Raw genomic sequence first — 25069 nt, forward strand, 5'->3', positions numbered from 1 at the left:
TGGCGCACGTCGTGCAATTTCACGAAAGGGGCGGCTCGAAATGAACGTATTTCGGAAACGGCAGTGGAGAATGACGATCTTCCCGAAGCTGATCATCGCGTTCCTGCTGGTGGTCGCTCCGATCTACGGCATCGGTCTCGGGATGAACCAGATGAGCGAAAAAAGCGTCCGCGAGGAGCTGTCGAAATCGCTCAATTCGCGGGTCGATTTTTATCTCAACCTGCTTGAGGTAGAAAACGAGCAGGCAAGGGGGCTGCTGCAGCAGTACGTCGTCGACAAAGACATCCAGCACGCCGCTTTTATCAGCAATATGATGACGATCGGAGAATGGACGGAAACGGTGCAGCGCATTCAGGACAAGCTGCAGCTGATCAAGAGCTCGAACCGCTACATTAAAAGCGTAAGCGCGCATATTTTGACGCTGAAGCGGACGATATCGAGCGACGAGACGATCACGGACACGATCAGTCCCGAATATGAGGCTGTCGCTTCCGTATTCAAGCTCCGCGGCGTCGGCAACTATTACTGGAACGGCCGGCTGTTCATGGCGATCGCTTATCCCGGCTCCGACCTGCCGAAGATGAAGGAAACGTACGCGCTCTCGATCGAGATCAACGAGGAGATGATGAAGCAGTCGCTGCACAATTTCTCCGACTACAAGAACGCGGGAGCGAAGCTCATCAATCCCGAAAATGGCTGGACTTTGGACGATCAGACCGACGGGGAGCTTACCGAAGAGCTGACGGACTATTTGAGGAATCGTCCACAGAGCGACGCGGGCGAAGGCTACGCACAGATCTCTACGGGCAAGAAAGCCTACTTTGTCGCTTACAAGCGTTCGCCTACATTAGGTTATTATTTGATCGCCTACGTGCCGTCGGTCGAGATGGTCGGCGAGATCGAAAAATTCCGGATGCTGCTATGGGGGCTCTCGTTCGTCTCGCTCGTCTTTATCGTCGCCTACTCCTACTGGCTGTATCGGCTCATCCGCAAGCCGCTGCATCGGATGATCGCCGGATTCCGCAAGGTGGAGGCGGGCAAGATGGAGCCGATGCCGCTGCCCAAGACGCAAGACGAGTTCTACTACTTGTTCCAGCGGTTCAATATGATGTCGGACAATCTGAAGGTGCTCATCCAGGAGGTATACGAGCAGAAGCTGCGCGCGCAGACATCGGAGCTGAAGCAGCTGCAGTCGCAGATCAATCCGCACTTTCTGTATAATACCTATTTTATTTTGTATCGCTTGGCGAAGATGAACGATAACGACAACGTCCTCCGCTTCAGCCAGCACCTAGGCGAATACTTCCAATACATTACCCGCAACGGCTCCGACGATGTGCCGCTCGACGCGGAGATCAAACACTCGCGCGCATATGTGGAGATCCAGAATATCCGCTTCGCGAAGAGCCGCATTGCCGTCGAGTTCGGCGAGCTGCCCGAAGGCTGCGGCGACTTGCGCGTGCCTCGGCTCATCCTGCAGCCGTTCATCGAGAACGCGTACCAGTACGGGCTCGAGACCAAACGCAGGAACGGCAAGATCGCCGTGACGATGACCGAGCGGGAGGGGCAATTGCTCATCGCGGTCGAAGACAACGGCGAGCGGCTGTCGGACGCCGACCTTCAGCGGATCCAAGCGAATCTGGAGAAACAGGGCGCGGCGATGGAATACACCGGCATGCTGAACGTTCACCGCCGGCTGCAAATCCGGTTCGGCGCCGCGTACGGCGTATCCGTCGCCCGCGGCGAAATGGGCGGCATGCAAGCGACGCTGAAACTGCCGATGCCACAGTCCCTCGATCAAACCGCGCCATCATCGGATCCCAATGACGCAAAAGGAGCGTGACGGCCATGTACCGAATGGTAATTGTCGATGACGAGCCGATCATCGTGGAAGGCTTAAGCGAGCTGTTCTCGCAGTCCGACTATCCGCTTGAGGTGTATCAGGCGTTCGACGGACAGGAGGCGCTGGCGATCGCGCGGAAGCTGCGCATCGATATTCTGCTGACGGATATCGAGATGCCGGAGCTGAACGGCATCGAGCTGCAGAAGGAGGTGCTGCGCCTCTGGCCGCGCTGCAAGTCGATTTTCCTGACCGGCTACAATGCGTTCGACTATATCAAGTCGTCGATCCGCGCGGGCGCAATCGATTATGTGCTGAAGACGGAAGGCGACGATCCGATCGTGGCCTCGGTCGAGAAGGCGATTCGCTTCCTTGCCGAGGAAGTCACCTACGAAGGGCTGATCGATAGCGCCCGCTCGTCGCTTAAGCTGGCGCTTCCGGCGCTGCGCAAGGAGTATTTGACCGGGCTGCTGGAAGGGGAGACCTCGTCGCCCGCCGCCCGGAGGGAGCGGTTCGCGCAGCTGGAGGTGCCGCTCGATCCCGATCTGCCGGTCGTCATGGCCGTCGGCCGGATCGATCGTTGGCGCGAGGATGCGGCCGGAGGCGACAAGGCGCTGTTCGCCTATTCGATCAACAACATTATGGAAGAGTTCATCGCGCAGGAGTTCGATTTGATTCACTTCAGAGGCGATCAGGAACGGCTGATCTGGCTGCTGCAGCCGAAGATTGCGTCGGGCTATCGTCAGGCGATCGCGGGCAAGCCGCCGCAGCACGCAGGCGCCGACGCGGAGGCCGAACCGGAAGCCGATCTGCACGCTTACTTGCTCGGGATGCTCGAATCCGTGCAAACCGCCTGCAGCCGATATTTGAAGCTCGCGTGCTCGTTCGTCGTCTCCAGCGGCCCGTTCGCATGGGACGCGCTCGCATCCAAATACGAGCGGCTGTCGCAGCTGTTCGGCCGCGGGCTCGGACTCGGCAGCCAGATGCTGCTGTCGGACGGCAGGGCGAAGGGAAGCGGGGACGAGCAGACGCGAAGCAAGGTCAAGCGCATTCGGCTGCTCGACCAATATTTGATGCAGAAGGAGCGCGTAAAATTCGAGCGGCTGTTCGACGAGATCGCCGAAGCCGTCGGCGAGCCGGAGACGCTGGAAGCGGGCTTGCCGCTCGAGGTGTTCTACGAGCTTGCCGCGATCTTTATCCCGCATCTGAACCGGTTCGAAGCGCTCGGCGCGGCGGACGGGATTCCGGGCAAGCTGTTCTCGATCCGCGAGCATCGCTCCTGGCGGGAGGCTGCGGGCTTCTTCCGCGAGCTGGCGAATCTGCTGTTCGAGCGCATGGATGGCGGCAACGAGCAGGAGACGAGCGAAGTCGTCGAGCAGCTTCACCGGTACGTGGAGACGCATATCGAAGGGGATCTGTCGCTCAACCGGCTGGCCGAGCACGTCTTTTTAACACCTTTTTACCTATCGAGATTGTATAAGCAAAAGACGGGCCACAGCATCAGCGACTACATCACGAGGACGAGAATCGAGCGCGCGAAGCGGCTGCTCGGTGAGAGCCCGCTTAAAATTCACGAGGTCGGCATGCGGATCGGGTACGACTCGCCGTCGTATTTCACTCGTTTTTTTAAGAAGGCGACCTTGTTGACGCCGCAGGAGTACCGCGATTCGCTCAAGTAGATATAAAAGGATAAGGAATGTAATCGCTTTAATATATTCGCCGTGCCGTGTCGACCTCATAATGAAATCGTACCGTATTTACCGCAACATACAGGGGAGGCAAGCAGATGGTGTCAAAAAAAACGGAAGCGAAGGCGAGAGGTTCGGTCCTGCTCTCCTTGCTGCTTATCATGACAACTGCAACAGCTTGCAATAACGGCAACGACAGCGGCAGCTCGCCAAGCGCCTCGACCGACGCGACGGCAGGCACAAGCCCGAGTTCGGCGGCTTCGCCGGCGGCATCGGGCCCGAGCGGTCCGGAAGGCAAATACGATCCTCCGATCGAAGTGACGACCGTGCGCGCCGTCAATCCGGCCGATACGTATGCGCCCGGCGAGACTTTCGACGAGAACATTTGGACCAAAACGTTCGAAAGCGATCTTGGCATTAAGGTGAAGAACCTCTGGAAAGTAAGTACGGAGCAGTATCAGAACAAGGTCGCCGTCATGCTGGCTTCGGGCGATATGCCCGACTTCATGGATGTGGACGCGCAGCAGTTCCAGACGCTCGTTGAGGCCGGATCGATCGCGGATCTGACCGATGCGTACGACAAATACGCTTCCGAATTCACGAAGAACTCCTTCCAGGGAAAAGGCGACCTGCGCCTCAAAGCGGCTACGATAGACGGCAAACTCATGGGGATTCCGAGAAACGGCGGAGAAACCGCCGATACCCAGCTCATCTTCATTCGCAAAGACTGGCTCGACAATCTGGGGCTTCAGCCGCCGAAGACGATAGACGATATCAACAAGATCGCCTTGGCGTTTACGAAGAACGATCCGGATAAGAATGGCAAGAACGATACGTACGGATTAAGCCTCGACTACAATCTGTTCAACGGCTGGTCCGGTCTGGACGGCTACTTTAACGGCTACCACGCGTATCCGTTTAATCCGACCAAGGGGACCGGCACGAATCTGAACTTCATCAAAGGCGCGGACGGCAAGGTGCAATGGGCCGACGTTCAACCGGAAGTGAAGACCGCGCTCGGCAAGCTGGCCGACTTGTTCAAGCAAGGCGCGATCTATCCGGAATTCAGCGTTATCGACGGCATCAAGTCCGCCGAGCTCGTGACGTCGGGTAAAGTCGGCATGACGTTCGGCGCGTCCTTTGTGCCGGGATGGCCGCTTGGCAACATGTACAAAGACGTGCCGGGTTCGGATTGGGGCATCTATCCGCTCGTATCGTCCGACGATCAGCCGGTGCTCGTGCAAAGCACGACCGTATTGCCTTCGCGCTACTTTGTCGTCAGCAAAAAGTCCGAACATCCGGAAGCGCCGTTCCTGATGCTCAATACGTATATGGAAAAGCTCTACGCGCACTTCGATAAGAAGTATCATACGGTCACCGTGGATGGCAAAGATTACGGCGAATTCGCACTGTCGCCGATTAGCGGCAACATGCCCGACAACAATCCGAAGGCGGCCGTCGCGGTTCAAGCCGCAATGAAATCCGGCGATACGTCGGCTCTGAACGATGAACAGAGGCAATACTACGATCAAGTGAAAAAGTTCCAGGCCGGCGACAAGACGATGTGGGGCGCGAGCAAGACGTGGCTGGAGGACGGCGTATTCAGCCTTCAAGGCCAATATGTAGCCAACAACCAGGTTTTCACATCGGCGTATCTCGGCAACCCGACGCCGACGATGATCGCGAAAGGCCCGTCGCTCCGCGACGAAGAGGTCAAGATGATGACTTCGGTCATCATGGGCACCAAGCCGCTCGACTACTTCGACGAGTGGGCCAAAAACTGGTTGGCGTCCGGCGGGCAGGATATTCTCGACGAAGTGAACGCCAGCGGTCAAATTCAATAGGAAGCAAAGGGGGGATAGGGGCTAGCCGCTGGCCGCTGTCCTCTTTTGCATCACGGCAGGAGGGATCGCCATTGAGCCGCAGAAATTGGAGACTGGAATGGCCGCTGCACCTGATGCTGGTGCCGGGCATCGTCATTGTGCTGCTGTTCAGCTACGGTCCGATGGTCGGCATCGTCATCGCCTTTCAGAATTTTGTCCCGGTGAAAGGGATCTTTCGTTCTGAATGGGTCGGGCTCGAACACTTCAAGTATATCTATCACTTGCGCGAGACAAGAGAAGTGCTGTGGAATACGGTATTTATCGCTTTCCTGAAAATCGTCGGCGGGCTCGTCGCGCCGCTGGTCACCGCGCTTCTGCTGAACGAGATCGTAAAGAAGTACTACAAGCGCACCGTCCAAACGATCATCTACATGCCGCATTTTATGTCCTGGGTCATTATGGCGGGCATCTTGATCGATGTGCTCTCGCCGACATCCGGGATCGTGAATCAGTTCCTCGCGTGGCTCGGATTCGACAAGGTATTTTTCCTCGGCAATGAAAAATGGTTCCCTTACGTGCTGGCGGTAACCGACGTCCTGAAGGAATTCGGCTTCGGAACGGTTGTCTATCTGGCGGCGATCACTGCCGTCAATCCGTCCTTGTACGAAGCGGCCGTCCTGGACGGCGCGGACCGCTGGCAGCAAACGCTGAACGTGACGATTCCCGCAATCGTCCCGATTACGATCCTGCTGACGACGCTCGCGCTCGGCAACGTGTTGAACGCCGGCTTCGACCAGGTGTTCAACCTGTATAACCCGTCCGTCTATTCGACCGGCGACATTCTCGATACTTACGTTTACCGGATCGGCCTGGCCAGCGCGCAATATGGCGTAGCGACCGCCGTCGGCCTTTTCAAGTCGGTCATCTCGCTCGTTCTTATATCGTTGTCTTATGTCATCGCCTATCGCACCGCCAATTATCGCATTTTCTGACCTGCTGCAAGGAGGATTGACATGGTTCAACACTACTCATGGAGTCGCAAGCTGTTCATTGTCTTCAACTATACCTTCCTTGCGGTGTTGTCTCTGATATGCATTTTGCCGTTGATCAATGTCTTCTCCGTCTCCCTAAGCTCGGCCGCCGCGATCGAAGCGGGCAAGGTGACGCTCTGGCCGGTCGACTTCTCATGGAAGGCTTACGAGTTCGTCGCGAGAAAGCGTGAGTTCCTCGTCTCGATGGGCATCTCGGTAGAGCGCGTGCTGCTGGGCGTCGCCATCAACATGCTGCTGACGGTGCTGACGGCCTATCCGCTGTCCAAGGAAGCGGCGAATTTGAAGTTCCGAACGGGCTATGCCTGGTTTTTCGTCTTTACGATGCTGTTCTCCGGCGGATTAATTCCATCCTATATGGTCGTGCGCAGCCTACACCTGCTCGACAGCATCTGGGCGCTTGTGCTGCCGGGAGCGCTGCCGATCTTTAACGTAATCTTGATGCTCAATTTCTTCAGAGGCCTGCCGAAGGAGCTGTCGGAGTCGGCATTCATCGACGGCGCCGGACATGGGCAGACGCTCTGGCGGATCGTCATCCCGCTCTCGATGCCTTCGATCGCTACCGTCACGCTGTTCGCGATCGTCTCGCACTGGAACGAATGGTTCAACGGGCTCATCTACATGAACGATCCGATCCATTATCCGCTTGCCAGCTACTTGCAGACGATCGTCGTCCGTATGGATATGTCCTCCATTACCGACCCCACGATGGTGCGCTTGCTGTCGCAGTTGAACGACCGGTCGGTGCGCGCGGCGCAAATATTTCTCGGCATGGTGCCGGTGCTGTGCGTATATCCGTTCCTGCAGCGGTACTTTATGAGCGGCATGACGCTGGGAAGCGTCAAGGAATGAGCATCACTCTAAACACGCTTCCCTCTTCCGAACTCGACTCCAATTCAACGGTCCCCTCAAAAAAGCCGAGCAAATGGCGGACGATCGACAGGCCGAGGCCGGCTCCGCCATGCCTGCGCGCCCGCGAAGCATCCACGCGATAAAAACGCTCGAAAATGAGTTCCCTGTTCGAAGGGGATATCCCCTTCCCGGTGTCCGCCACCCGAACCGCAACGCGTCCATCCTCCTGCGTTACCGTCAGCGTCACGCTTCCGTTTGGCCGATTGTACCGGATGGCGTTGTCAAGCAGGTTGCGGAACACCAGGAACAGGAAGCTCTCGTCCCCTTTCACCTTAGCGGAGAAGGGCGCCGCCAAATGGAGCTTCACGCCGTATTCGACGGCCATCGGTGCCATAAAGGAGACGGCATCCGTGAGGATGTCGGCAAGCTCCACCACCTGGTGCTCGCGGTCAGTGCGATCGTACGAACCGTCGGCCAGCAGCAGCAAATCCTCCGTCAGCGACTCCAGTCGCGACAGCGTCCGCTCCGTGGTCGCCCTGTAATCCTGCCAGTCGCTTGGATCGATACCGTCGTCGTCCCCGGAGACCTCCAGGTTGGTGCGCAGGATGGACAGCGGCGTTCTTAATTCGTGCGCAGCCGCGGAGACGAAGCGGGCCTGCTGATCGAAGGCGCGTTCCAGCCCGTCCAGCATCGTATTAAACGCGATGCCGAGCTTCTTCAATTCGTCGTGAAGCTGGTCGATCTCCAGCCGTTTGTCGAGCGTGGTCGCGGTGATGCCGGCGGCGGTCTCGCTCATCCGTTTCACGGGCTTGAGAATCATGGATGCGAGCCATTGCGCGCTTAGGATCATGCCGGCAAGCGCCACAAGCAAGCTGATGATCCGTCCCTGCATCTCCGATACGATCCCGGTAGCAGAGAAAAAGGACTCTAAGCCCGTATAGGCGATAAGCATGGCTGCCAAATAAAGAATGGCGAACAGTGTCAAACGGGATCGGAGGGACAGTCGATTCCATCGGTTCACGTCGTTGCCTCTTTCTCTTCGGCCGCGCGCAGCGTCCACCGGTACCCATGGCCTTGAACGGTTTGGATATACGCGTCTCCTGCCTCCGGATCATGCTGCGAGAGCTTTTTGCGCAAGGAATTGATGTGAACCCGGACCGTTGAGGTGAGCGGATCCGCGTTGATATCCCATACATGCTCGAGCAGCCGCTCCGACGAGATGACCTCGCCGGGATGGAGCATCAAATATTCGAGCAAGCCGAATTCTTTTTTTGTTAATGGAATGAGCGCATGTTCGAACCAGACTTCCTTTGTCTTCGAATCCAGGGCGAGCCGGTCGAACCGCAGCACCGGGCTGCTCACGGACGAACGCCGGCGCAGGAGCGCCCGGATGCGGGCAAGCAATTCATTGAACACGAAGGGCTTGCGGAGATAATCGTCCGCCCCGGAGTCCAGTCCTTCCTCCACCTCGTCGGGGTGGCTGCGCGCGGTCAGCATGAGAATACATACGTCGCGATGGGGCGAGGACCGACGAATGCGTTGGCAAAGCGAGATGCCGTCCAGCTCCGGCAGATTGATGTCGAGCAGGATCACGTCGTATTCGTTGGTGTCCGCCAGCTCCCACCCGGTCAGCCCGTCATACGCGCTGTCTACGGCATAACCTTCTCTTTTTAACCCCTTGGCTAACGCACGCGAAAGGTCTTCCTCATCTTCGACGATAAGGATTCGCATAAGACCACTCCTTCCTGATACCGAGAATAGCACAGCAAACGCGTTTTCGCGATGCAAACAAAACATGCGGACTTTCGGCGAACGACTTAACAAGACTTAACAAGGATTTAACAGCCCGAGCTTTATAATCGGAGCTAATCTTCTTTTTGCATGGAGGATCACGAATTGAACGGAGTGAAGGAGGAGGTCTTTTGTTAATCGAGGTCGTATCGGCCGGACCGGGGTGTTCCATTTGTCAAAAGGCGCTAAGTCTCGTGAGGCAAGCGGCGGCGGAATTTTCGCAGATCGAGATCCGGGAGTTAAATGTCGTCGAGCAATTCGAACGTCTGCAGCAGCTGAATATTTTCAGCGCAGGAGCAATTCTCATCAACGGGAAAACGGAATTCGGCACTTTGCCCAAATTGTCCGAGCTTCGCGAACGTGTGTATGCATGGCTGGATGATGAAGAAGAGACCCGATAAAAGGAGAAACGAATGGAAGACCTCTATCATTTTACAATTACGGGCGGCATATCCGTCTCGATCTACGTCCTGGTATTTGTCGTCGGCATCGTCAGCGCGGTATTGGCCTGCTACTTGCCCGTGCTCGCGATGTTTGCGGGTTACGTTCAGCGAGGCGCTGCCGATAATAAAAGAAGGGCCTTGCTGATCGCGATCAACTTTATTCTAGGTATGGTTGTCACTTCACTGGCGGTCGGCTTGATCGTCGCGCTGCTTGGCCAACAGTTCCTGCCCTTTGTTGAAAAATATCGTTTGCTGACCTGGGTGCCGCCTATCTTTGATATTTTGGCCGGACTGCAGCTGCTTGGCGTCATATCGTTCGCCATGCCGACATTCCAAAAGTCGTTGAACCGACCCGAGCATCCGCCAGGCGCCGCGGCCGCGTTCAAGCTGGGCATTCCGTATGGACTCGTCATCTCGCCCTGCGCGATCCCGATCTTTTTTGCGCTGATCAGCTACATTGCCCTTCAAGGAAGCCCGCTGCACGGCGCGCTGCTCATGACGGCCTATTCGCTGGGAAAAGGCGTAGTGCTTGCGGCGGTTGCGGTCTTCTCGATCTCGATTTTGCGCAAATTGGCCAAATGGGGCGGTCCGGTCAAAAAAATCGCCGGCTATGTATCGATCGCGCTTGGTATCCTTTTCCTCGCGATTGGATTTATGAAATAATAGTAGGATCATATAGGAGGGGAATCATCCATGTCCTTAAATCAAACGCTGGAAGAAATGAAGCAGCAATTTGTCGCGCATTCGCCTATGGAGGTCCAGGCCGCAATGTTCCGTTCGATCCGGGAGCAGCAGGAGTCGGGCGTACAGTATGGGCTGCAGGAAGGGGAGAAGGCGAAGGACTTTACGCTGAAAAACGCGAAGGGCATCCCCGTTCACTTATACGACGAGTTGGCTAAGGGACCTGTCGTGCTCACCTTCTATCGCGGCGGCTGGTGTCCGTACTGCAACGCGCAGCTTCGCGCCTACCAGAAGGTGCTGCCGGAGATTCACGCGCTGGGCGCCAGACTCATCGCCGTCAGCCCGCAAAGCCCGGATAATACGCTGTCCCATCAAGAGAAGGAGGACCTGCAGTTCGAGGTGCTCAGCGATACGAACGGTCTGGTCGCCGCCTTTTACCATATTTTATACGACGTGCCTTCGTATCTTCAGGAGCTGATGTCGAACCAGTTCAAGATGGATTTGGCCGAGTACAACGCGACCGACCGATGGATTCTCCCGATTCCGTCCACCTTCATGATCGATGAGTCCGGCATCGTCCGGTCCGCGTACGTCAACCCGGATTTTATGAAGCGTCTGGCGCCGGAGGATATTCTGGACGAATTGAGGAAGCTGTAAGCTGTAATTGATATAAATCAAAACGAAGACCTATGCGCCTGATGACGCATGGGTTTTCGTTTGGTCTGATTGTCTATCGCATGCGCGACTTACAGATCGTCGAACTTCTTGAGCATCTTGCGACGCAGCTTGAAGCCGAACCGGCGCGTGTACACATCGTTGTTGGCCAGTAGACGATAGGCTTCTAAGAGCGTGAAGTGACGGGTCATGATGAATAGACCGACCGCGATCAGCACAAAAAACAGCGGATAGTAAGACATTAAATTTTCAAAAGCCACAATTTCCTTGCGAACGAGCGCAAGGGGCAAGCATCCCGCCGTGAAGACGGCTATGCCGAATAGAATGAACAGTCTGTTTTTTTGCTTCAAGTGTGCGTGGCGCTGGCGAATTTCCTGCAGAAACGGCTGATCGATCAAGAGCGGTTCCTGCTTTAAGATCTTGTACGACATCTCTTCAAAAAGCGTGGTGGAAGCCAAAAATCCGATGCCGATCGTACCTATAATAACTGTCGGAAGCAAGTAATAAGCCACGTCCCGGTCGAACAAGTAGTACGGCACAAAGGCCAGCGCCAAAAAGAAGATGCCGAAGGAGAGGGATCGGGCATACTTGCGGGAATATACGAAGTATCCCTCGGCCATTTCCTTGCTGACGTAATAGCCCGCCTCTCGCTCCGAGCGCGGTTCTACGGCGTCTTTCAACAGAAAATCCATCGATACTTCAAAGATGTTGCCGATCATGAGCAGCTTCTCCGTCTCCGGGTAGCCTTGACCGTTCTCCCATTTGCTTACGGCCTGCCTGGTCGTTCCTAACTGTTCGGCCAGCGCTTCTTGCGACAATCCTTTTTCTTTGCGCAGACTCACCAGCTTTTCGCCGAATGTCACCTTTAAAACCCTCCCCACCCGCGATTACATGGCTTGCTATTCGATCAGTTTCGTTTTCAGGAAAAGGCCGACGGCCAGCCCGACCACGCTGTAAACGGCGATGCTGACAATATGCCACACAATCACCTTGCGTTTTCCCGTACCCGCAGCCAAAGACGTGAAGGCGGCGATATGCCCCGAAGCGATCAACGGCGAGATCAGAGCGAGTCCCGGCACGCCATACTTATCGAAGAGTTCGCGCGCCCGCTCTGAACGACGGCGAACGAATCCCGATTTCTTGTTCGGACGATTTCTCAACCAGCGGAACAAAGCATGAAAAGGCGCGACGATCGTCATTACGGACAGTAAATTGCCGACGAATCCAAGCAGAAGTACCCATACAACCGGCAGCTCGAGTACGGTTCCGGCCATGGTGGCCAGCATCGCTTCGGCAAAAGGAATGCCGGCGACCAGCAATATCCCTGCATACTGAAGCACTGGGTCCCAGTCCTTTAGATGCTCTACCACAAATTTTAACATATCCTTCGTCATGGTTATCCTCCCGATTTAAGTGATGTGTGCTGATCTTTCGCAAGTCAGCCTTAAAAAATTGTAAAACCCCCCCTTGCCGCAAGCTAGCGACTAGGGGTTGCGTCTTGTCAACTTGGCGTTGCAGTCCTGTTATATCAAGCATTTTTGCAATTTTGGGGCGGGTGCAAGGAAATGGAACGACGCTGTTGAATAGTACTATAAATTGACATTTTTCGAGCGTGACGAGAGGAGCGGATAGCGTTGCTTTCCACTGGAGGTTCGGGTTATCAATATCCGATTCGCGGAAAAAGGGGGACGATGATACACGCCATGTTGGCCAGACTGCTTGCCGCGGTCCTATTGGTCGGGCTGCTTCAGCCTTTGCAATGGTTATCCGGAACGGTAAAAGCGGCTCCGCCGGATCCAAGCGCAGCAGCGACCTCCTTGTTAGCTTTCGGACAAAACGACCGGGGGCAATTGGGGCTCGGGCATACAACCGATCAAAGCGTCCCGGTAGCCGTCGATGTTGGCGCCCAGGTGCGGGCCGTGGCGGCTAGCGGCAACTTCACGTTGTTCGTGACGGAGGGCGGCGATGTGCTCTCGACCGGCAACAACACTTACGGCCAATTGGGACTTGGCGACACGACGACGCGTCATACGGCGCAAGCGATCGCCGGGATCGCGGATGCGGTCGACGCAGCCGCAGGCAGAAACCACTCGCTGGTGCTGACGGGTAACGGCGACGTTTATTCGTTCGGTCTCGGCGTCGACGGGCGTCTTGGGCATGGGAATGCGAATTCCTTAAACGTCCCGGTCAAGATCGCGGGCCTTCCTCCCGCCAAGGCCGTAGCGGCTGGCGGCAGCCACTCGCTGGTGCTAACGGTGACCGGAGAAGTATATGGATTCGGCAGCAATAACTTCGGTCAGCTGGGACTTGGAAAAGCCGTTTCTTCTGCTGCAGTGCCGACCAAGCTCGCGCAGCTTCCTCCTATAGCGGCCATTAGCGCGGGAACGGACTTCTCGCTGCTTCTGACGGAAGCCGGAGACGTCTACTCTTTCGGCCTGGGCGTGAATGGACAGCTCGGCCTCGGCGCGTCGGGGGAAGCGGAGATTCGCTATACGCCTGTGCGAATCTCTGCGTTGGATGCGGAAAATAAACGGATTCGGCAGATTGAGGCGGGCGGTTCGCATGCGCTGCTGCTAACGGAGGACGGCGAGGCCTACGCCTTCGGGCTAAACGGCTTCGGACAGCTCGGACTGGGCGATACGCTGGATCGATCGGTACCTACGAAGGTGGCCGGCCTGCCCAAGCTTACGACAATCGCGGCGGGTGGGTATCATTCGTTTGCGATGGGCGAGGATGGCGCGTTGTATGCCTTCGGCTACGATTCGTCCGGCCAGCTTGGCGATCGGGACACCGAATCTCAGCTTGCGCCGGTGCGCATAAAAGGACTATGGAACATTCAATTCATCGAAGGCGGGGCGTATTCTTCATTTGTATCGGGCAGTCTTGCGTCGCTGATCTCGCCGACCGAGGCGATCTTCGAGAAGTATGAACGCGAACAGCAGGACATCGCCGTATCGCTGGAGCTGAACGGCAATGCGCTGACCGCTATACGCAACGGCGCGACCGAGCTTGTTCCGGGGACGGATTACGTGCTGGAGGATGGCGGGACGACGGCGATCGTCAAAAAAAGTTATTTGGCTGCGCTTGGCGTCGGCGCGGCGCCGCTTCGATTCGAATTCAATCGTGGTCCGGCGGAGCAGCTGAATTTGTCGGTCATTTACACCGCGAGCAAGGAAAAGCGGGCCTTCGGGTTTGGAGACAATGCGTACGGACAGCTGGGACAAGGAGATTCCGCCGATCGGAGCGTCCCGACCGCGATCGATACGCCGGCCGACATTGCGGCGGTGGCTGCGAGCAACGGATATACCTTCTGGCTGACGGAAGCAGGCGCGTTGTACGCGGGCGGGTGGAATGCCAACGGCGAATTGGGGATCGGAGGCGGGGGCAATCCGGATGAACCGCAGCCGGTATCCGCGCTCCAGAGCGTTCCGGTGAAAAGCGTCGCATCCGGCTACCAGCATACGATCGTCGTATCGGCTGACGGCGATGTGTATGCGTTTGGCATCAATTTGAACGGTCAGCTGGGACTCAGCACTGGCACGACGCAAAATATACCGGTGCGGCTTGGATACTTGCCGCCCATCGCCGCGGCCGCAACGGGGAGCGATCATTCGCTGCTGCTGTCCGTGGCGGGAGAGGTTTACGCAGCCGGCTCGAACAAATACGGACAACTGGGGCTTGGACAGACGACGTCCAGCTCCAGCTTCGTGCGGATTCCCGACCTTCCCGAGATCAAAGCGATCGCGGCCGGCGAACAATATTCGCTGCTCATCGCGGCCAACGGAGACGTCTATGCCTTCGGACGCAATCAATACGGTCAACTGGGGCTCGGGCACACGACGGACGTCAACGTGCCGACTTTGATCGAAGCGATGGACAAGCCCGTCCAAGCGGCCTCGGCGGGAGCAAGGCATGCGCTGCTGCTGACCGAGGACGGAACGGTGTACGCTGTCGGCAACGGCAATCGCGGTCAGCTCGGCCAGGGCAATACCGCCAGTCTGAATGTGCCGACGGTCGTGGCCGGCGCGGTTGACGCAGCCAATGTTGCGGCGGGAAGGGATTTTTCGTTGTTTACGACGAATAACGGACAAGTTTATTCGTTCGGACTCGGCGACCAAGGCCAGCTGGGACATGGCGATACCGCGAATCGTCTGGTGCCGGAAAAAATCGCCGAGATGGACGGCTACTACGTGAAGTCGGTCGCGGCGGGAGCGATGCACGCGGTCTTGACGATCGCGCCGCGACCGGCGCGCGATAGCGCGATCAGCCCGACGCAGGCTCCCTTCGATAAAAATCCGCCGAACCAAACGGATATCGCGGTCGTGTTGAATTTGAACGGCAATGCTTTGACCGGCATCGCGAACGTCGGTACCGCGCTTCAGGCCGGGATGGATTACACGCTGTCGGCCGATACGGTCACGATTCACCGCGGCTATCTGTCCGGCTTGGCCGTGGGCTCCGCCAACCTGACGTTTTCGTTCAGCGCTGGCGCGCCGCAGACGTTAGTCGTTGACGTCACAGACAGCACACCGAGTGCAACGCCAACGCCGACGCCGAGTGCGACACCGACGCCGACGCCGAGTGCGACGCCAACGCCGACGCCGAGTGCGACGCCAACGCCGACGCCGAGCGCGACACCGACGCCGACGCCGAGTGCGACGCCAACGCCGAGTGCAACGCCGACATCGACGCCGAGTGCGACGCCAACGCCGACGCCCACGCCAGTCACGCCGCCGAGTGCGCCGACGGGCGTGACGGCGACGGCGGGCGTGAAGGAGGCAACGGTGAGCTTCGGCGCGCCGAGCGAAGACGGAGGCAGCCCGATCACCGGCTATCGGGTCGTGTCTGCGCCGGATAGCGTAGAGGCGACCGGCAGCGACAGCCCAATCACGGTGCCGGGCCTGCGTGCGGGCGTGTCCTACACGTTTACGGTGCAGGCGATCAACGCCGCGGGCAACGGTCCGATGTCGGCGCCGTCGAATGCGGTGACGCCCGAAGCGCCGCCGGCCACGCCGACGCCATCGCCGGCCACGCCGACGCCATCGCCGGCTACGCCAACGCCGCCGCCGAGCACGCCGCCGGTCACACCGACGCCGGTCACGGTGCCGGGCGCGCCGACGGGCGTGACGGCGAAGGCAGGCGTGAAGGAGGCGACGTTGAGCTTCGTCGCGCCGAGCGCCGATGGGGGGAGTCCGATTACCGGCTACCGGGTCGTGTCCGCACCGGATAATCTGGAGGCGATCGGCAGTGGCAGCCCGATCACGGTGACGGGCCTGCGCGCGGGCGTGTCCTACACGTTTACGGTGCAGGCGATCAACGCAGCTGGGAGCGGTCCAATGTCGGCGCCGTCAAATTCGGTGACGCTCGAAGCGGCCCCCGGCTTGAACGGCAGCCCTTCCCTTTCGGATATGACCGGCCACTGGGCGAAGGCGGCTGTAGAACGAGCCGTCACGCTCGGCATCGTCACCGGCTATCCGGACGGCACATTCAGGCCGGGCGCGAACGTGACAAGACAGGAGATTGCCGCGATCCTGATTCGTTCGCTGCCCGTCGATACCGGAGCCGCTCCGCCGGCTTTCCGTGACGCCGGCGCAATCGGCGACTGGGCCTCCGAAGCGGTCGGCCAAGTCGCCGCGCTCGGACTTATGGTTGGCTACGGGGACGAAACCTTCCGTCCGAACGAACGATTGACAAGATCGGAGCTGGCGATTCTGATCCGGCGTGCTCATGCGCTGAACGGCAAAAAAGAATTCAAGCCGGTCGATCCCGCCATGCCTGCGGCATACGCTGACGAAGAAGCGATCCCGCCATGGGCAAGAGAGGCGGTTAGCGATCTTAAACAGCTGGGCATCATGAGCGGTCGCGACGACAACCGTTTTGAGCCTGGCGCATATGTCACGCGCGCGGAAACGATCGTCACGCTGGTGAGATATTTGGAAAATATCCGCGAGGTTTGAGGCAAAGCAAGGGGCTGTCCAAAAGCCGAACAGCCAAACGGGACGAAGCAGAGAATACCTGCTTCGTCCCGTTTGCGTTTCCGATCTCATTTCTACATTTGCGCCTGAACCTCCAGCATTTTGAGCAGCATGACGACCGCTTCTGAACGCGTTACTGCATCGTTCGGAACAAATTGATTGCCGCCACGACCGTTCGCGATACCGAGCTTTTGAATCGCTTCGACTGCGCCTTTCGCCCATGCCGGAATGTCTTCGTCATCCGCGAAGCTGGTTGTTGCATTCACGTTGCGAGGCAGCTTTAATGCATGGGCGATCATAGTCGCCATCTCCGCGCGAGTGATGTGCTTGTCCGGTCGGAAGCTCCCGTCCTGGTACCCGTTAACGATTTCCATTTGCAGGGTGAGCGCGACTGCCCGCTTCGCCCACTGACCAATTTGATCGTTATCTGTGAATGTTGCCGCAGCGCCATTCCCATCCAGCTTCAAAGCGTCAGCCAGCATGACGGTAAACTCGGCGCGAGAGACAGCGTTGTCCGGTTTGAACGTTCCGTCCGGATAACCGCCGACGATTTTTTGCGACACCGCTTGCTTGATGCTGCCTTCAGCCCAGTGTCCGGCAATGTCGGTCAATTCGACGAGCGGGGCAGCCGGTTTCGTCTGCTCTCGATAAATGCTCAGCCTATATTCCTTCCGGATGCCGTTCTCCGCTTGCACAGTCAATACCAGCAGATTATCTTCATCCGTTAAATCGACTTTGACGCTGTCTGTGATAGCCTTGCCATCCAAGGTCACTTTTGCCGAGATATCTGCTTTTATCGGTACAAGGGAGACTTGCTCGGCTTCTGTTCGTGCCGTATATGCTGTCGTTCCCGGAGCAAACGAAGGGCTTAGCTTCAAAGGCTCGCCCTCAACCTCACCCCATACTTGCAGATCCGTCAGATCGGCATTGCCGGATAATACGTAACCGCCTCCGGCCGGTGATTGGACTGTCGTGGCTTGTTGACTTAGCGCTTCGCTGACATTGCCCGCCGCATCGAAGGCTACAATTTTAAACGTATACGTCGTATTCTCCGTCAGCTCCCGGATGGCGGCTCCATAAACGCTCCCGCTTACCGTTTCACGTTCGTTATCGTTGACATAGATTCGATAGCCGCTCACGCCCGCATGATCCGTCGCGCTTGGCCACGTCAGCTCTGCACTCGTCGGTGCGATATCCGATACCGTCAGCTCGCTGCCGCCCGGCCATCGCGGCGCTTCGCTGTCCGGTTGACGCTTCACGTTGATCGTGTAAGTCGATTGTTCCGTTTGATCTTCTGCTGTGACCGACAGTTTTATCGGATTATTCCCTACCTCGAGCGTTTGGACGTTGCCGCCGAGCACTTCATAGGCTGCCGCCGCATCGTAGGTTGCCGCCGTGACCGTCAATCGTTCTGTGGCATAAGAAACTTCAAGGGTATAGGTGAAAATATCGGGCTGAAACCCTTGCAGCAGCGTATCGTCCACGTAAATGCCGTTTAAACGCGCAATTGTATTTTTGAGTACGACGACGGACAGCGCCGGCTGCACTGTTGCCGGGTTGTGAACAAACGCCGGCAGCTGCAATTGACCAACCACCTTGTAGGTGCCCGCTTGATCCGGGTCATAGTCGGTCTGTTCCCAATCCCAATTCACATTCACATCCAATAAAGACTGGTTTTTTACACGCACCTGGACTTTCTCCGGAAAATGCTTCTTCAAATCATCGAGCTGGATGCCTTTACCCACCTTGATGTCCGCCGGAGTTACAACCCCCGTCACAGTCGTATAGGGGATGGCGGCTGCCGGCGTGGAAAATCCGCTTTCTTCCTCCTGCGTGACCGATGTTACCGCAAACCAGTATCGTTTTCCTGCGGTCAAATGGTTCACGACATAAGCGGCTTGCGTCACTTCATTTTCATTGACAAGCGTCCATTCATCAGGATCGGCTGGCATATCCGAGCCTTCATACGTATAGATCCGGTAGGATTCCACTCCCCCCAACGGTTGCCATGACAGATTTACTTTTTCTTCCTCTGCGGTTGCCTGCAGCCCGACTGGAATGGCCGACAAGATGTCGGCATCCGTCAGTTGAACGGTCTGCCATGCCTGAATGAGACGATCCGAATCCACTTCATAGACTTCCAGGTACTGGCCTGCCTGAACATTTGGAATATCCGATCCTAACGTATACGCCGTCGCTTCGGCAGGCAAAGCATCCCATACCCACGGGCGAGCGTTGCCGAGGCTGCTTAACCTGTAGGCGAATGAATGGTTGGACTGGCCGGGCACGGCCGTCACTTTTGTTGTGCCGACCGCGCTCCCCGGGCTAATTTGAAGGGAAGTTATATCGGGCGCCGCTTCCTTGACGACTAGCTCAAGCGTTGCCGTAGCGCTTGCTTGACCGGCATCCGTAGCCGTAAGTTCGATATTGAAGCTTCCGGATTGCCGGGGCGTGCCTTGAAGCACGCCGTTGGCGTTAAGACTCATGCCAGCGGGGAGCCCGGTCGCCTGCCAGGTCAACCCGCCTAGGGCGCCATCGAATGCGGTGAGCGTGAGGGAGTAGGGAGCATCCTTATTCGCATCGGGCAATGCAGCCGTCAAAATCGCCGGGCGCAAATACGGATAACCGTCGTTTACGTTTGGATGTATGGCCCAAGTATGTACGAAGTCCCAGTCCGAATAGGTCGATTGCTGCTTCATCTGGGCTGTCGTTTGGCTGAACACTTCGGGCGTTCCTTCAACAATGCCGACGCCGTTCGCTTGTCCTGTTGCCTCCGTATCGAAATAGGATTTCCGAATTTTGGTTCCGGAAAATGAACTGCCCGCAAATCCCCCCTGTGGCATGGAGCCCTGCGAGCTTACTTTCCCCGTTGCGTAGCCTGTATCCACGTTTGCATAAATGATAAAACCAACGACCCCGCCAATGTAGTCTACCGGATTGGTAACGTCTCCTCTTGCATAAACGTTGCTAATCGTTCCGACCCCTTGCGTACCTGCCAGTCCGCCGCTTCTCCGATTTGGACCGCTTGCGCCAATTACGGTTGCAGTGGAAAAGGAGCTCGTGATCGAAGAATTGAGTGCCGCCCCTACCATTCCCCCCGTTGTGCTGGCGATGGCACCAGGCCCTGTCGTCGCATTGACGCCGACCACTTTTCCCAGAACGTAGCAACGATCGATACGGCCTCCATTAAGTTCCCCAATCAGGCCGCCCGTGAAGGTAGAGCCGTCACTGGTAAATGTGCCGCCCTCAATATCTACAGCGACGCCGAGATTTTTGACAACGCCTGAGGATTGGCCGAAAAAGCCGACATATGGCAAGGATGCGATCGGAATCCGAATGTTCGAGATCCGATATCCGCTTCCGTCAAAGGTGCCGCTAAAGGGGGCTTCACCGTTCCCGCCAAAAGGAATCCACTCATTACCGGACATATCGATATCGTTTATCAATTGAATATGGCGCGACAAATATAACGATTGATGCTCATCGATATAGGCAAGCTGTTCTGCGGTGGACACTTGCACCCAGCCGTCCGCTTCGGGCGGAACCGGGTCGGCAGCGGCATGCGCCTTGGGGGCCAACGACCCGGTTTGACCTGCCAAGGCAAATAGGAGCACCCCGATTAAAAAAATAGAAAAACGTTTCATATTCCAAATCCCTCCACGCATAGATGAGCAATCAACGTAAAGTATAAATGGCAATGTGGGAGCTGGAATCTACCTCTGGTTATAGGGAGGGTTATAGAAGCTGTCTTTTCTCGTAAAATGCAGGAAAATGTCGAATCGAATAGAACTTTACGAGGTGACCTATAAATATAGTGGCAGACATTTGGTGCGAATATGAGAATGAGACAGGAAACGGGTACGACGAGAAAACAATTGACGGTATTGCTCGGCATGATCGGCGTATTTACCGTCGTTTCATCGCTGTTTATTTATGAGTGGCTCAAACCCACGTTTCAGTACCCGGAAGCGCGAGCCGGGGTGTTGGACGCCAGGCAATGGGATTTTGCGGAGCAGGGAATCGTGCCGCTGCAGGGAGAATGGGAGTTCTATGCGAACAAGCTGCTGACTCCGCAGGACTTTCTCGCCAATGGCAGGGCGTTGGAGTCGGAGCGCACAATCGTCCGTGTGCCGGGAGGTTGGAAGAATTCCGATTCCTCCGGCAGCGGGTACGGCGCGGGGACGTACCGTCTGCGCATCGAGGTGAGCGAAGCGAATTTTTATAGCCTCAGAGGCAAAAAGATTCGCTTGTCCAGCCATATTTATATGAACGGGGCGGACCTCGGCGGTGCCGGCCAACCGGCTTTGTCGGCCGACCGATTCGTACCGAGCAACCTTCCGTTTATCGGCATGATCAAGGCGGATGGGGATACCGTCGAAGTCCTGATCCAGATCGCCAGCTACCGCTACATGAAAGGCGGACTGGTGCAGGCGCCGGAGTTCGGTTTGACGGACGACGTGTGGGCGAGGCGGGATAACGCGCGGCTGGCGGATATGATCGTCATGACGACCATGCTTGTTTTCGGCATTTATTTCGCAGGTACGTTCAAGCAATGGAAAAAGGAGCCTTATCTTTTTTTCTTTAGTCTGTTCTGCCTGTCGTTAGGGTTGTTTTTCAGCTTCGACAACGAGATCGTCATGGCGTCCCTGTTTCCCGCGATGACCTTTCCGTTTTTGCAGAAGATGCTTTTTATCCTGCCTTATGTGTCGATCTTGTCGTTCGCGCTCTATGTCTATTTGTACCTGGACTACAAGGGAGGCTGGGGATACAAATGGCTGAGCCGGATTTCATTAACGTTTCTCGCGGTTCTGATCGTCATTCCGAACGCCTATCTCGTTCATATTCTTTGGCTGGGAGTCGCCCTTCATATCGCCGCCTTCGCTTTTGTCATTCGCTGGATTTTCCGGTATCGGAATAGCGGAGTTCATATTTACTATATTTTGTCGGGCTTGTTTTTCCTGATCATCAGCTGGGTGTATGCCCAGACCCGTTATCAGTTGGCGCTCGACAATCCGTACTATATGATCGTCACGCCGCTGCTGCTCGTGCTGTCGCAATCGTTCCTCATGTCGGACAGAGCCCGCGAGGCGTCCGAGCGCAGCGAGCGCTTGGCCGAGCAGCTCATCGCGTACGACCGCCAGAAAGACGAGTTTCTCGTCCACACATCCCATGAGTTTAAGACGCCGCTCCACGGTATTATCAATTTGGCTCAGGTGGTGATCGACCACAGCGATTCGGGGCTGACGCGGCGGCATCGAGACAATTTGGACTTCATCATCGCCCAAGCGACACGCCTATCGAGCCTGGTCAACGATATTATCGATTTTCAGAGCCTGCAGCGCGGCAGTTTGGCGTTCCACAACCGGCTCTTCGATATCGGTGGCACGGTGCAAGGGACGCTCGAGGCGCTTAAGTACATGCGCAAGAACGATCAGGTACAGCTGGTGAACAGGGTGCCTCCGGGAACCTATTATTTGTTCACCGACGAGAATCGCCTGAAGCAGATTCTGGTGAACCTGGTCGGCAATGCGCTGAAGTTTACCGAACAAGGGAGCGTGTCGATCGCCGCCGAGTCCCGCGAGGGCTGGCTTCATTTGACCTTTACGGACACCGGCGCCGGGATGAGCGAAGAGCGGCAGCACGCGCTTTTCAAAGGCGATCCATATACAGGCGAAGGAGATCAGGCGGATTTGGCGTTCCAATCTTCCGGTCTGGGACTTAAGATCTCGAAGGCGCTGGCGCTGCAGATGAGCGGCGATCTGGAGCTGAAGCGGTCGGAGCCGGGCAAGGGATCCGTGTTCGAGCTTCGGCTGCCCGAGGCGGAGGCGCAAAGGGAGCCGGGGGCTGCGCAGAAGGAGACGGAGGCCGCCGCGGCAGAAGCCGCTGCCGGTATGGAGCCGCAGTCGTTGCCGGGGGCAAGCTCGCCGATAAGCGAACACCTATCGCCTCACGAGGTCGTTCAATCCGGCAAGGCGAAAATCTTGCTAGTGGACGACGACGCGTCCAACATCAAGGTGCTTCAAGAGTGGTTTACGTTCAGCGGATATCACATGCTCACGGCTTACAACGGAGCGGACGCGCTTCAGCTGATCCAGGAGCATCGCGGCGACCTGTCGCTTGTTCTGCTCGACGTCATGATGCCGGAGCTCTCCGGGTATGAGGTGTGCAGGCGCATTCGGGCGGAGTACCCGCTCTATAAGCTGCCCGTCTTGCTGCTCACGGTGCGCAACTCGCCCGCAGATGTCGCGATGGGCTTCGAGGCGGGAGCCAACGACTTCCTGGTGAAGCCGTTCAGCGGCAAGGAGCTGCTGGCCCGGGTCGAGACGCTGCTTCAATTAAAGGGAGCGGTCGAGCAGGCCATTCGCATGGAGACGCTGTTTTTGCAATCGCAGATCAAGCCTCATTTTGTCTACAACGCGCTCAGCGGCATCATCTCGTTATGCTACAGCGACGGCGCGCGGGCGGGCAAGCTGCTGGGCGAGTTCAGCAACTATTTGCGGCTCAGCTTCGATCTCGATCCCCGTCACGCCAAAGTCAGTCTGAAGCGCGAGTTGTCGCTCACTAAGTCCTACATCGAGTTGGAAAAAGCTCGTTTCGGCGCACGTCTGCATGTGGAATGGGATACGGATGCTCAAGCGGGGCCGCTGATTCCGGCACTGACCTTGCAGCCGCTCGTTGAAAACGCGATACGCCACGGCATTATGAAGCGGCTGTCGGGAGGCACGGTGATCGTTCGGGCGAAGCTGGAGCGGGAGGGGCTGCAGATTGCCGTTCAGGACGACGGGGTCGGCATGGCCGATGAGCAGTTGAATCGGATGCTGAAGCCGGAACGGATGGATGGAAGCATCGGCCTGATAAATGTACATAAGCGGCTTATGAATGAATATGGGCAAGGCTTGCGGATCGAGAGCTTGCAGGGCAAGGGAACAACGGTCTCCTTCCTGATTCCTTCCCTCGCAAGGGCGAAAGAGGAAGATGCATACGGAGAGGGGGGCGAAGGATGATGAGAGCCGTTATCGTAGACGACGAGCCGCTGGTTGCGGAGCAGATCGACCGGATGCTTGCCGGCGCCGGCGTGGCGGTGCTGGGCTGCTGCGCGAATCCGCACGAGGCGCTCGGAATGGCCAGAGCGCTGCAGCCCGACGTACTCTTTTTGGATATCGAAATGCCGGAGCTGAACGGACTCGAAATCGCGGAGCAGGTATATGCGGACAAACTCGACATGGAAGTCGTATTTATTACCGCTCACAATCAATATGCCATCGATGCGTTCCGGGTCAATGCGCTCGACTACTTGCTCAAGCCGGTGATGGAAGAGGATTTGCGGCGTTCGCTGGAACGCGTCGCAAAAAGGCGGCAGCACCGCACAGGCGCTGCAGGCGGCGACGGGCAACGGACGGTTGCCGTAGAGTTGTTCGGGCAGTTCGCACTTTATTTGGACGGAGGTCTGGAGCCCGTGCGCTGGGTCACTTCCAAGTGTGCCGAATTGCTCGCTTATATGCTGCTGCAGTCTTGGGAGAAGGAGATCAGCAAGTGGGAGCTTTTCGAAGCGCTTTGGCCGACCCAGAACGAGGAAAAGGCAGGCATCAATCTTAGAAGCACGGTGAGCCGGATCAACAAGACATTAAGGGATTGCGGCTCCGGGATCGCGCTGACTTCGATCAGGAACGGCTACAAGCTGGCATTTTCCGAAGAAGCGCTGGGCGTAGACGCGGCTGAGTTGGAGCTATTCGTGCTGGACGCCGTCGAGCCGGGACCGGACAACCTGGCGCATATCGAACAGCTCGTTCAGCGCTGTAGCCGACCGTTCCTGCAAGCGTTCGACGGCGCCTGGTGCGAGCCCTACCGCAAGCAGTATCGCCAGTATTTTCTGCACCTTGGGAAAAGGCTGCTCTCGTATTACGAACGAACCGATACGGAGCCGCTCAAAACATTGCTGCTGGCCGAGCTGCTGATCGAACACGACCCTTACGACGAAGCGCTGCGGATGTCGGCGCTGAAACTTCATCATCGCATCAGCGGCGCCCAACGCGCGGCCGCTTATTATGAGGCGTATGCCAAGTTGCTCCGTGCCGAACTGGGGACGTTGCCGGGGGCTGCGCTTGCCGCGTTGCTTCGCGGTTTGACGAGCTGAATGTGGGTTGGAAGCGAATCGAATGGGAGTTGGGCGCGAGTCGGAAGTGAGTTGAATGCAAGTGCTATCGTGCAAAAGTGCATCATACGAGGCGGAGACGGTGTTTTATGGCGAGCTA

16 protein-coding genes are annotated in these 25069 nt (G+C 57.1%); 11 read left to right on the forward strand and 5 right to left on the reverse strand.

Annotated elements, in window-relative coordinates; genetic code table 11:
* The first annotated feature begins 40 nt into the window (after window positions 1–40).
* From KVT38_RS09820 to KVT38_RS09840, 5 genes are all read left to right on the forward strand, one after another.
* Window positions 41–1843 (forward strand): sensor histidine kinase, encoded by a 1803-nt coding sequence (locus tag KVT38_RS09820; protein ID WP_217593528.1) that lies wholly within the window; start codon window positions 41–43, stop codon window positions 1841–1843.
* Window positions 1844–1848: 5 nt separating this feature from the next.
* Window positions 1849–3519 carry a response regulator gene (locus tag KVT38_RS09825; protein WP_217593529.1) on the forward strand — a complete coding sequence of 557 codons (1671 nt, stop codon included), beginning with the start codon at window positions 1849–1851 and terminating at the stop codon, window positions 3517–3519.
* Window positions 3520–3626: 107 nt separating this feature from the next.
* Complete coding sequence (locus KVT38_RS09830; protein WP_217593530.1) at window positions 3627–5372, forward strand: type 2 periplasmic-binding domain-containing protein; 1746 nt, start codon at window positions 3627–3629, stop codon at window positions 5370–5372.
* A gap of 71 nt (window positions 5373–5443) precedes the next feature.
* Entirely contained in the window at window positions 5444–6343 is a 900-nt protein-coding gene (locus KVT38_RS09835) for an ABC transporter permease (protein WP_254639114.1), read from the forward strand.
* 21 nt (window positions 6344–6364) lie between these two features.
* Window positions 6365–7252, forward strand: coding sequence for a carbohydrate ABC transporter permease (locus KVT38_RS09840; RefSeq protein WP_217593531.1), 888 nt, complete (start codon window positions 6365–6367; stop codon window positions 7250–7252).
* Here the strand turns inward: KVT38_RS09840 and KVT38_RS09845 are convergent.
* Both KVT38_RS09845 and KVT38_RS09850 read right to left on the reverse strand, forming a co-directional pair.
* The gene (locus tag KVT38_RS09845; protein WP_217593532.1) at window positions 7242–8273 is read right to left on the reverse strand and encodes a sensor histidine kinase; all 1032 of its coding nucleotides are present in this window, start codon (window positions 8271–8273) and stop codon (window positions 7242–7244) included. The genes KVT38_RS09840 and KVT38_RS09845 overlap by 11 nt on opposite strands.
* Entirely contained in the window at window positions 8270–8983 is a 714-nt protein-coding gene (locus KVT38_RS09850; protein ID WP_217593533.1) for a response regulator transcription factor, read from the reverse strand. The genes KVT38_RS09845 and KVT38_RS09850 overlap by 4 nt, the downstream gene beginning before the upstream one ends.
* Before the next feature lie 191 nt (window positions 8984–9174).
* Here KVT38_RS09850 and KVT38_RS09855 point away from each other — a divergent pair, with 191 nt between their 5' ends.
* The 3 genes from KVT38_RS09855 to KVT38_RS09865 are packed head-to-tail and all read left to right on the forward strand — an operon-like array spanning window position 9175 to window position 10824.
* Entirely contained in the window at window positions 9175–9444 is a 270-nt protein-coding gene (locus KVT38_RS09855) for a thioredoxin family protein (protein ID WP_217593534.1), read from the forward strand.
* A gap of 12 nt (window positions 9445–9456) precedes the next feature.
* Window positions 9457–10149 (forward strand): cytochrome c biogenesis CcdA family protein, encoded by a 693-nt coding sequence (locus tag KVT38_RS09860; protein ID WP_217593535.1) that lies wholly within the window; start codon window positions 9457–9459, stop codon window positions 10147–10149.
* A 30-nt stretch (window positions 10150–10179) separates the two neighbouring features.
* The gene (locus tag KVT38_RS09865) at window positions 10180–10824 is read left to right on the forward strand and encodes a peroxiredoxin-like family protein (protein WP_217593536.1); all 645 of its coding nucleotides are present in this window, start codon (window positions 10180–10182) and stop codon (window positions 10822–10824) included.
* Window positions 10825–10913: 89 nt separating this feature from the next.
* Here KVT38_RS09865 and KVT38_RS09870 read toward each other — a convergent pair whose 3' ends face one another.
* Both KVT38_RS09870 and KVT38_RS09875 read right to left on the reverse strand, forming a co-directional pair.
* A complete protein-coding gene (locus KVT38_RS09870; RefSeq protein WP_217593537.1) occupies window positions 10914–11705 on the reverse strand; it encodes a helix-turn-helix domain-containing protein in 792 nt (263 codons plus the stop codon).
* Window positions 11706–11741: 36 nt separating this feature from the next.
* Window positions 11742–12236, reverse strand: a complete 495-nt coding sequence (locus KVT38_RS09875) for a small multi-drug export protein (RefSeq protein WP_217593538.1) — start codon at window positions 12234–12236, stop codon at window positions 11742–11744.
* Between the two features lie 240 nt (window positions 12237–12476).
* On the opposite strand from KVT38_RS09875, the gene KVT38_RS09880 reads away from it, so the two are divergent.
* Window positions 12477–16799 (forward strand): RCC1 domain-containing protein, encoded by a 4323-nt coding sequence (locus tag KVT38_RS09880; protein WP_217593539.1) that lies wholly within the window; start codon window positions 12477–12479, stop codon window positions 16797–16799.
* Window positions 16800–16891: 92 nt separating this feature from the next.
* Here KVT38_RS09880 and KVT38_RS09885 read toward each other — a convergent pair whose 3' ends face one another.
* Window positions 16892–20461: an S-layer homology domain-containing protein gene (locus tag KVT38_RS09885; protein ID WP_217593540.1), complete on the reverse strand. Its 3570-nt coding sequence runs from the start codon at window positions 20459–20461 to the stop codon at window positions 16892–16894.
* Between the two features lie 198 nt (window positions 20462–20659).
* On the opposite strand from KVT38_RS09885, the gene KVT38_RS09890 reads away from it, so the two are divergent.
* The gene (locus KVT38_RS09890; RefSeq protein ID WP_217593541.1) at window positions 20660–23821 is read left to right on the forward strand and encodes a hybrid sensor histidine kinase/response regulator; all 3162 of its coding nucleotides are present in this window, start codon (window positions 20660–20662) and stop codon (window positions 23819–23821) included.
* On the forward strand, window positions 23818–24951 hold the full coding sequence (locus KVT38_RS09895) for a response regulator (protein ID WP_217593542.1): 1134 nt from the start codon (window positions 23818–23820) through the stop codon (window positions 24949–24951). Before KVT38_RS09890 ends, KVT38_RS09895 begins: the two co-directional genes overlap by 4 nt.
* The last annotated feature ends 118 nt before the right edge of the window (window positions 24952–25069 follow it).

The organism is Cohnella sp. GbtcB17 (genome assembly GCF_019091135.1).
GTDB lineage: Bacteria > Bacillota > Bacilli > Paenibacillales > Paenibacillaceae > Cohnella.

Excerpts from the sequence above, each read along its gene's own strand:
- KVT38_RS09820 (WP_217593528.1), top strand. The coding sequence starts at position 41 with ATGAACGTATTTCGGAAACGGCAGTGGAGAATGACGATCTTCCCGAAG.
- KVT38_RS09840 (WP_217593531.1), top strand. The coding sequence starts at position 6,365 with ATGGTTCAACACTACTCATGGAGTCGCAAGCTGTTCATTGTCTTCAAC.
- KVT38_RS09885 (WP_217593540.1), bottom strand. The coding sequence starts at position 20,461 with ATGAAACGTTTTTCTATTTTTTTAATCGGGGTGCTCCTATTTGCCTTG.
- KVT38_RS09860 (WP_217593535.1), top strand. The coding sequence starts at position 9,457 with ATGGAAGACCTCTATCATTTTACAATTACGGGCGGCATATCCGTCTCG.
- KVT38_RS09890 (WP_217593541.1), top strand. The coding sequence starts at position 20,660 with ATGAGACAGGAAACGGGTACGACGAGAAAACAATTGACGGTATTGCTC.
- KVT38_RS09895 (WP_217593542.1), top strand. The coding sequence starts at position 23,818 with ATGATGAGAGCCGTTATCGTAGACGACGAGCCGCTGGTTGCGGAGCAG.
- KVT38_RS09875 (WP_217593538.1), bottom strand. The coding sequence starts at position 12,236 with ATGACGAAGGATATGTTAAAATTTGTGGTAGAGCATCTAAAGGACTGG.
- KVT38_RS09830 (WP_217593530.1), top strand. The coding sequence starts at position 3,627 with ATGGTGTCAAAAAAAACGGAAGCGAAGGCGAGAGGTTCGGTCCTGCTC.
- KVT38_RS09865 (WP_217593536.1), top strand. The coding sequence starts at position 10,180 with ATGTCCTTAAATCAAACGCTGGAAGAAATGAAGCAGCAATTTGTCGCG.
- KVT38_RS09825 (WP_217593529.1), top strand. The coding sequence starts at position 1,849 with ATGTACCGAATGGTAATTGTCGATGACGAGCCGATCATCGTGGAAGGC.
- KVT38_RS09850 (WP_217593533.1), bottom strand. The coding sequence starts at position 8,983 with ATGCGAATCCTTATCGTCGAAGATGAGGAAGACCTTTCGCGTGCGTTA.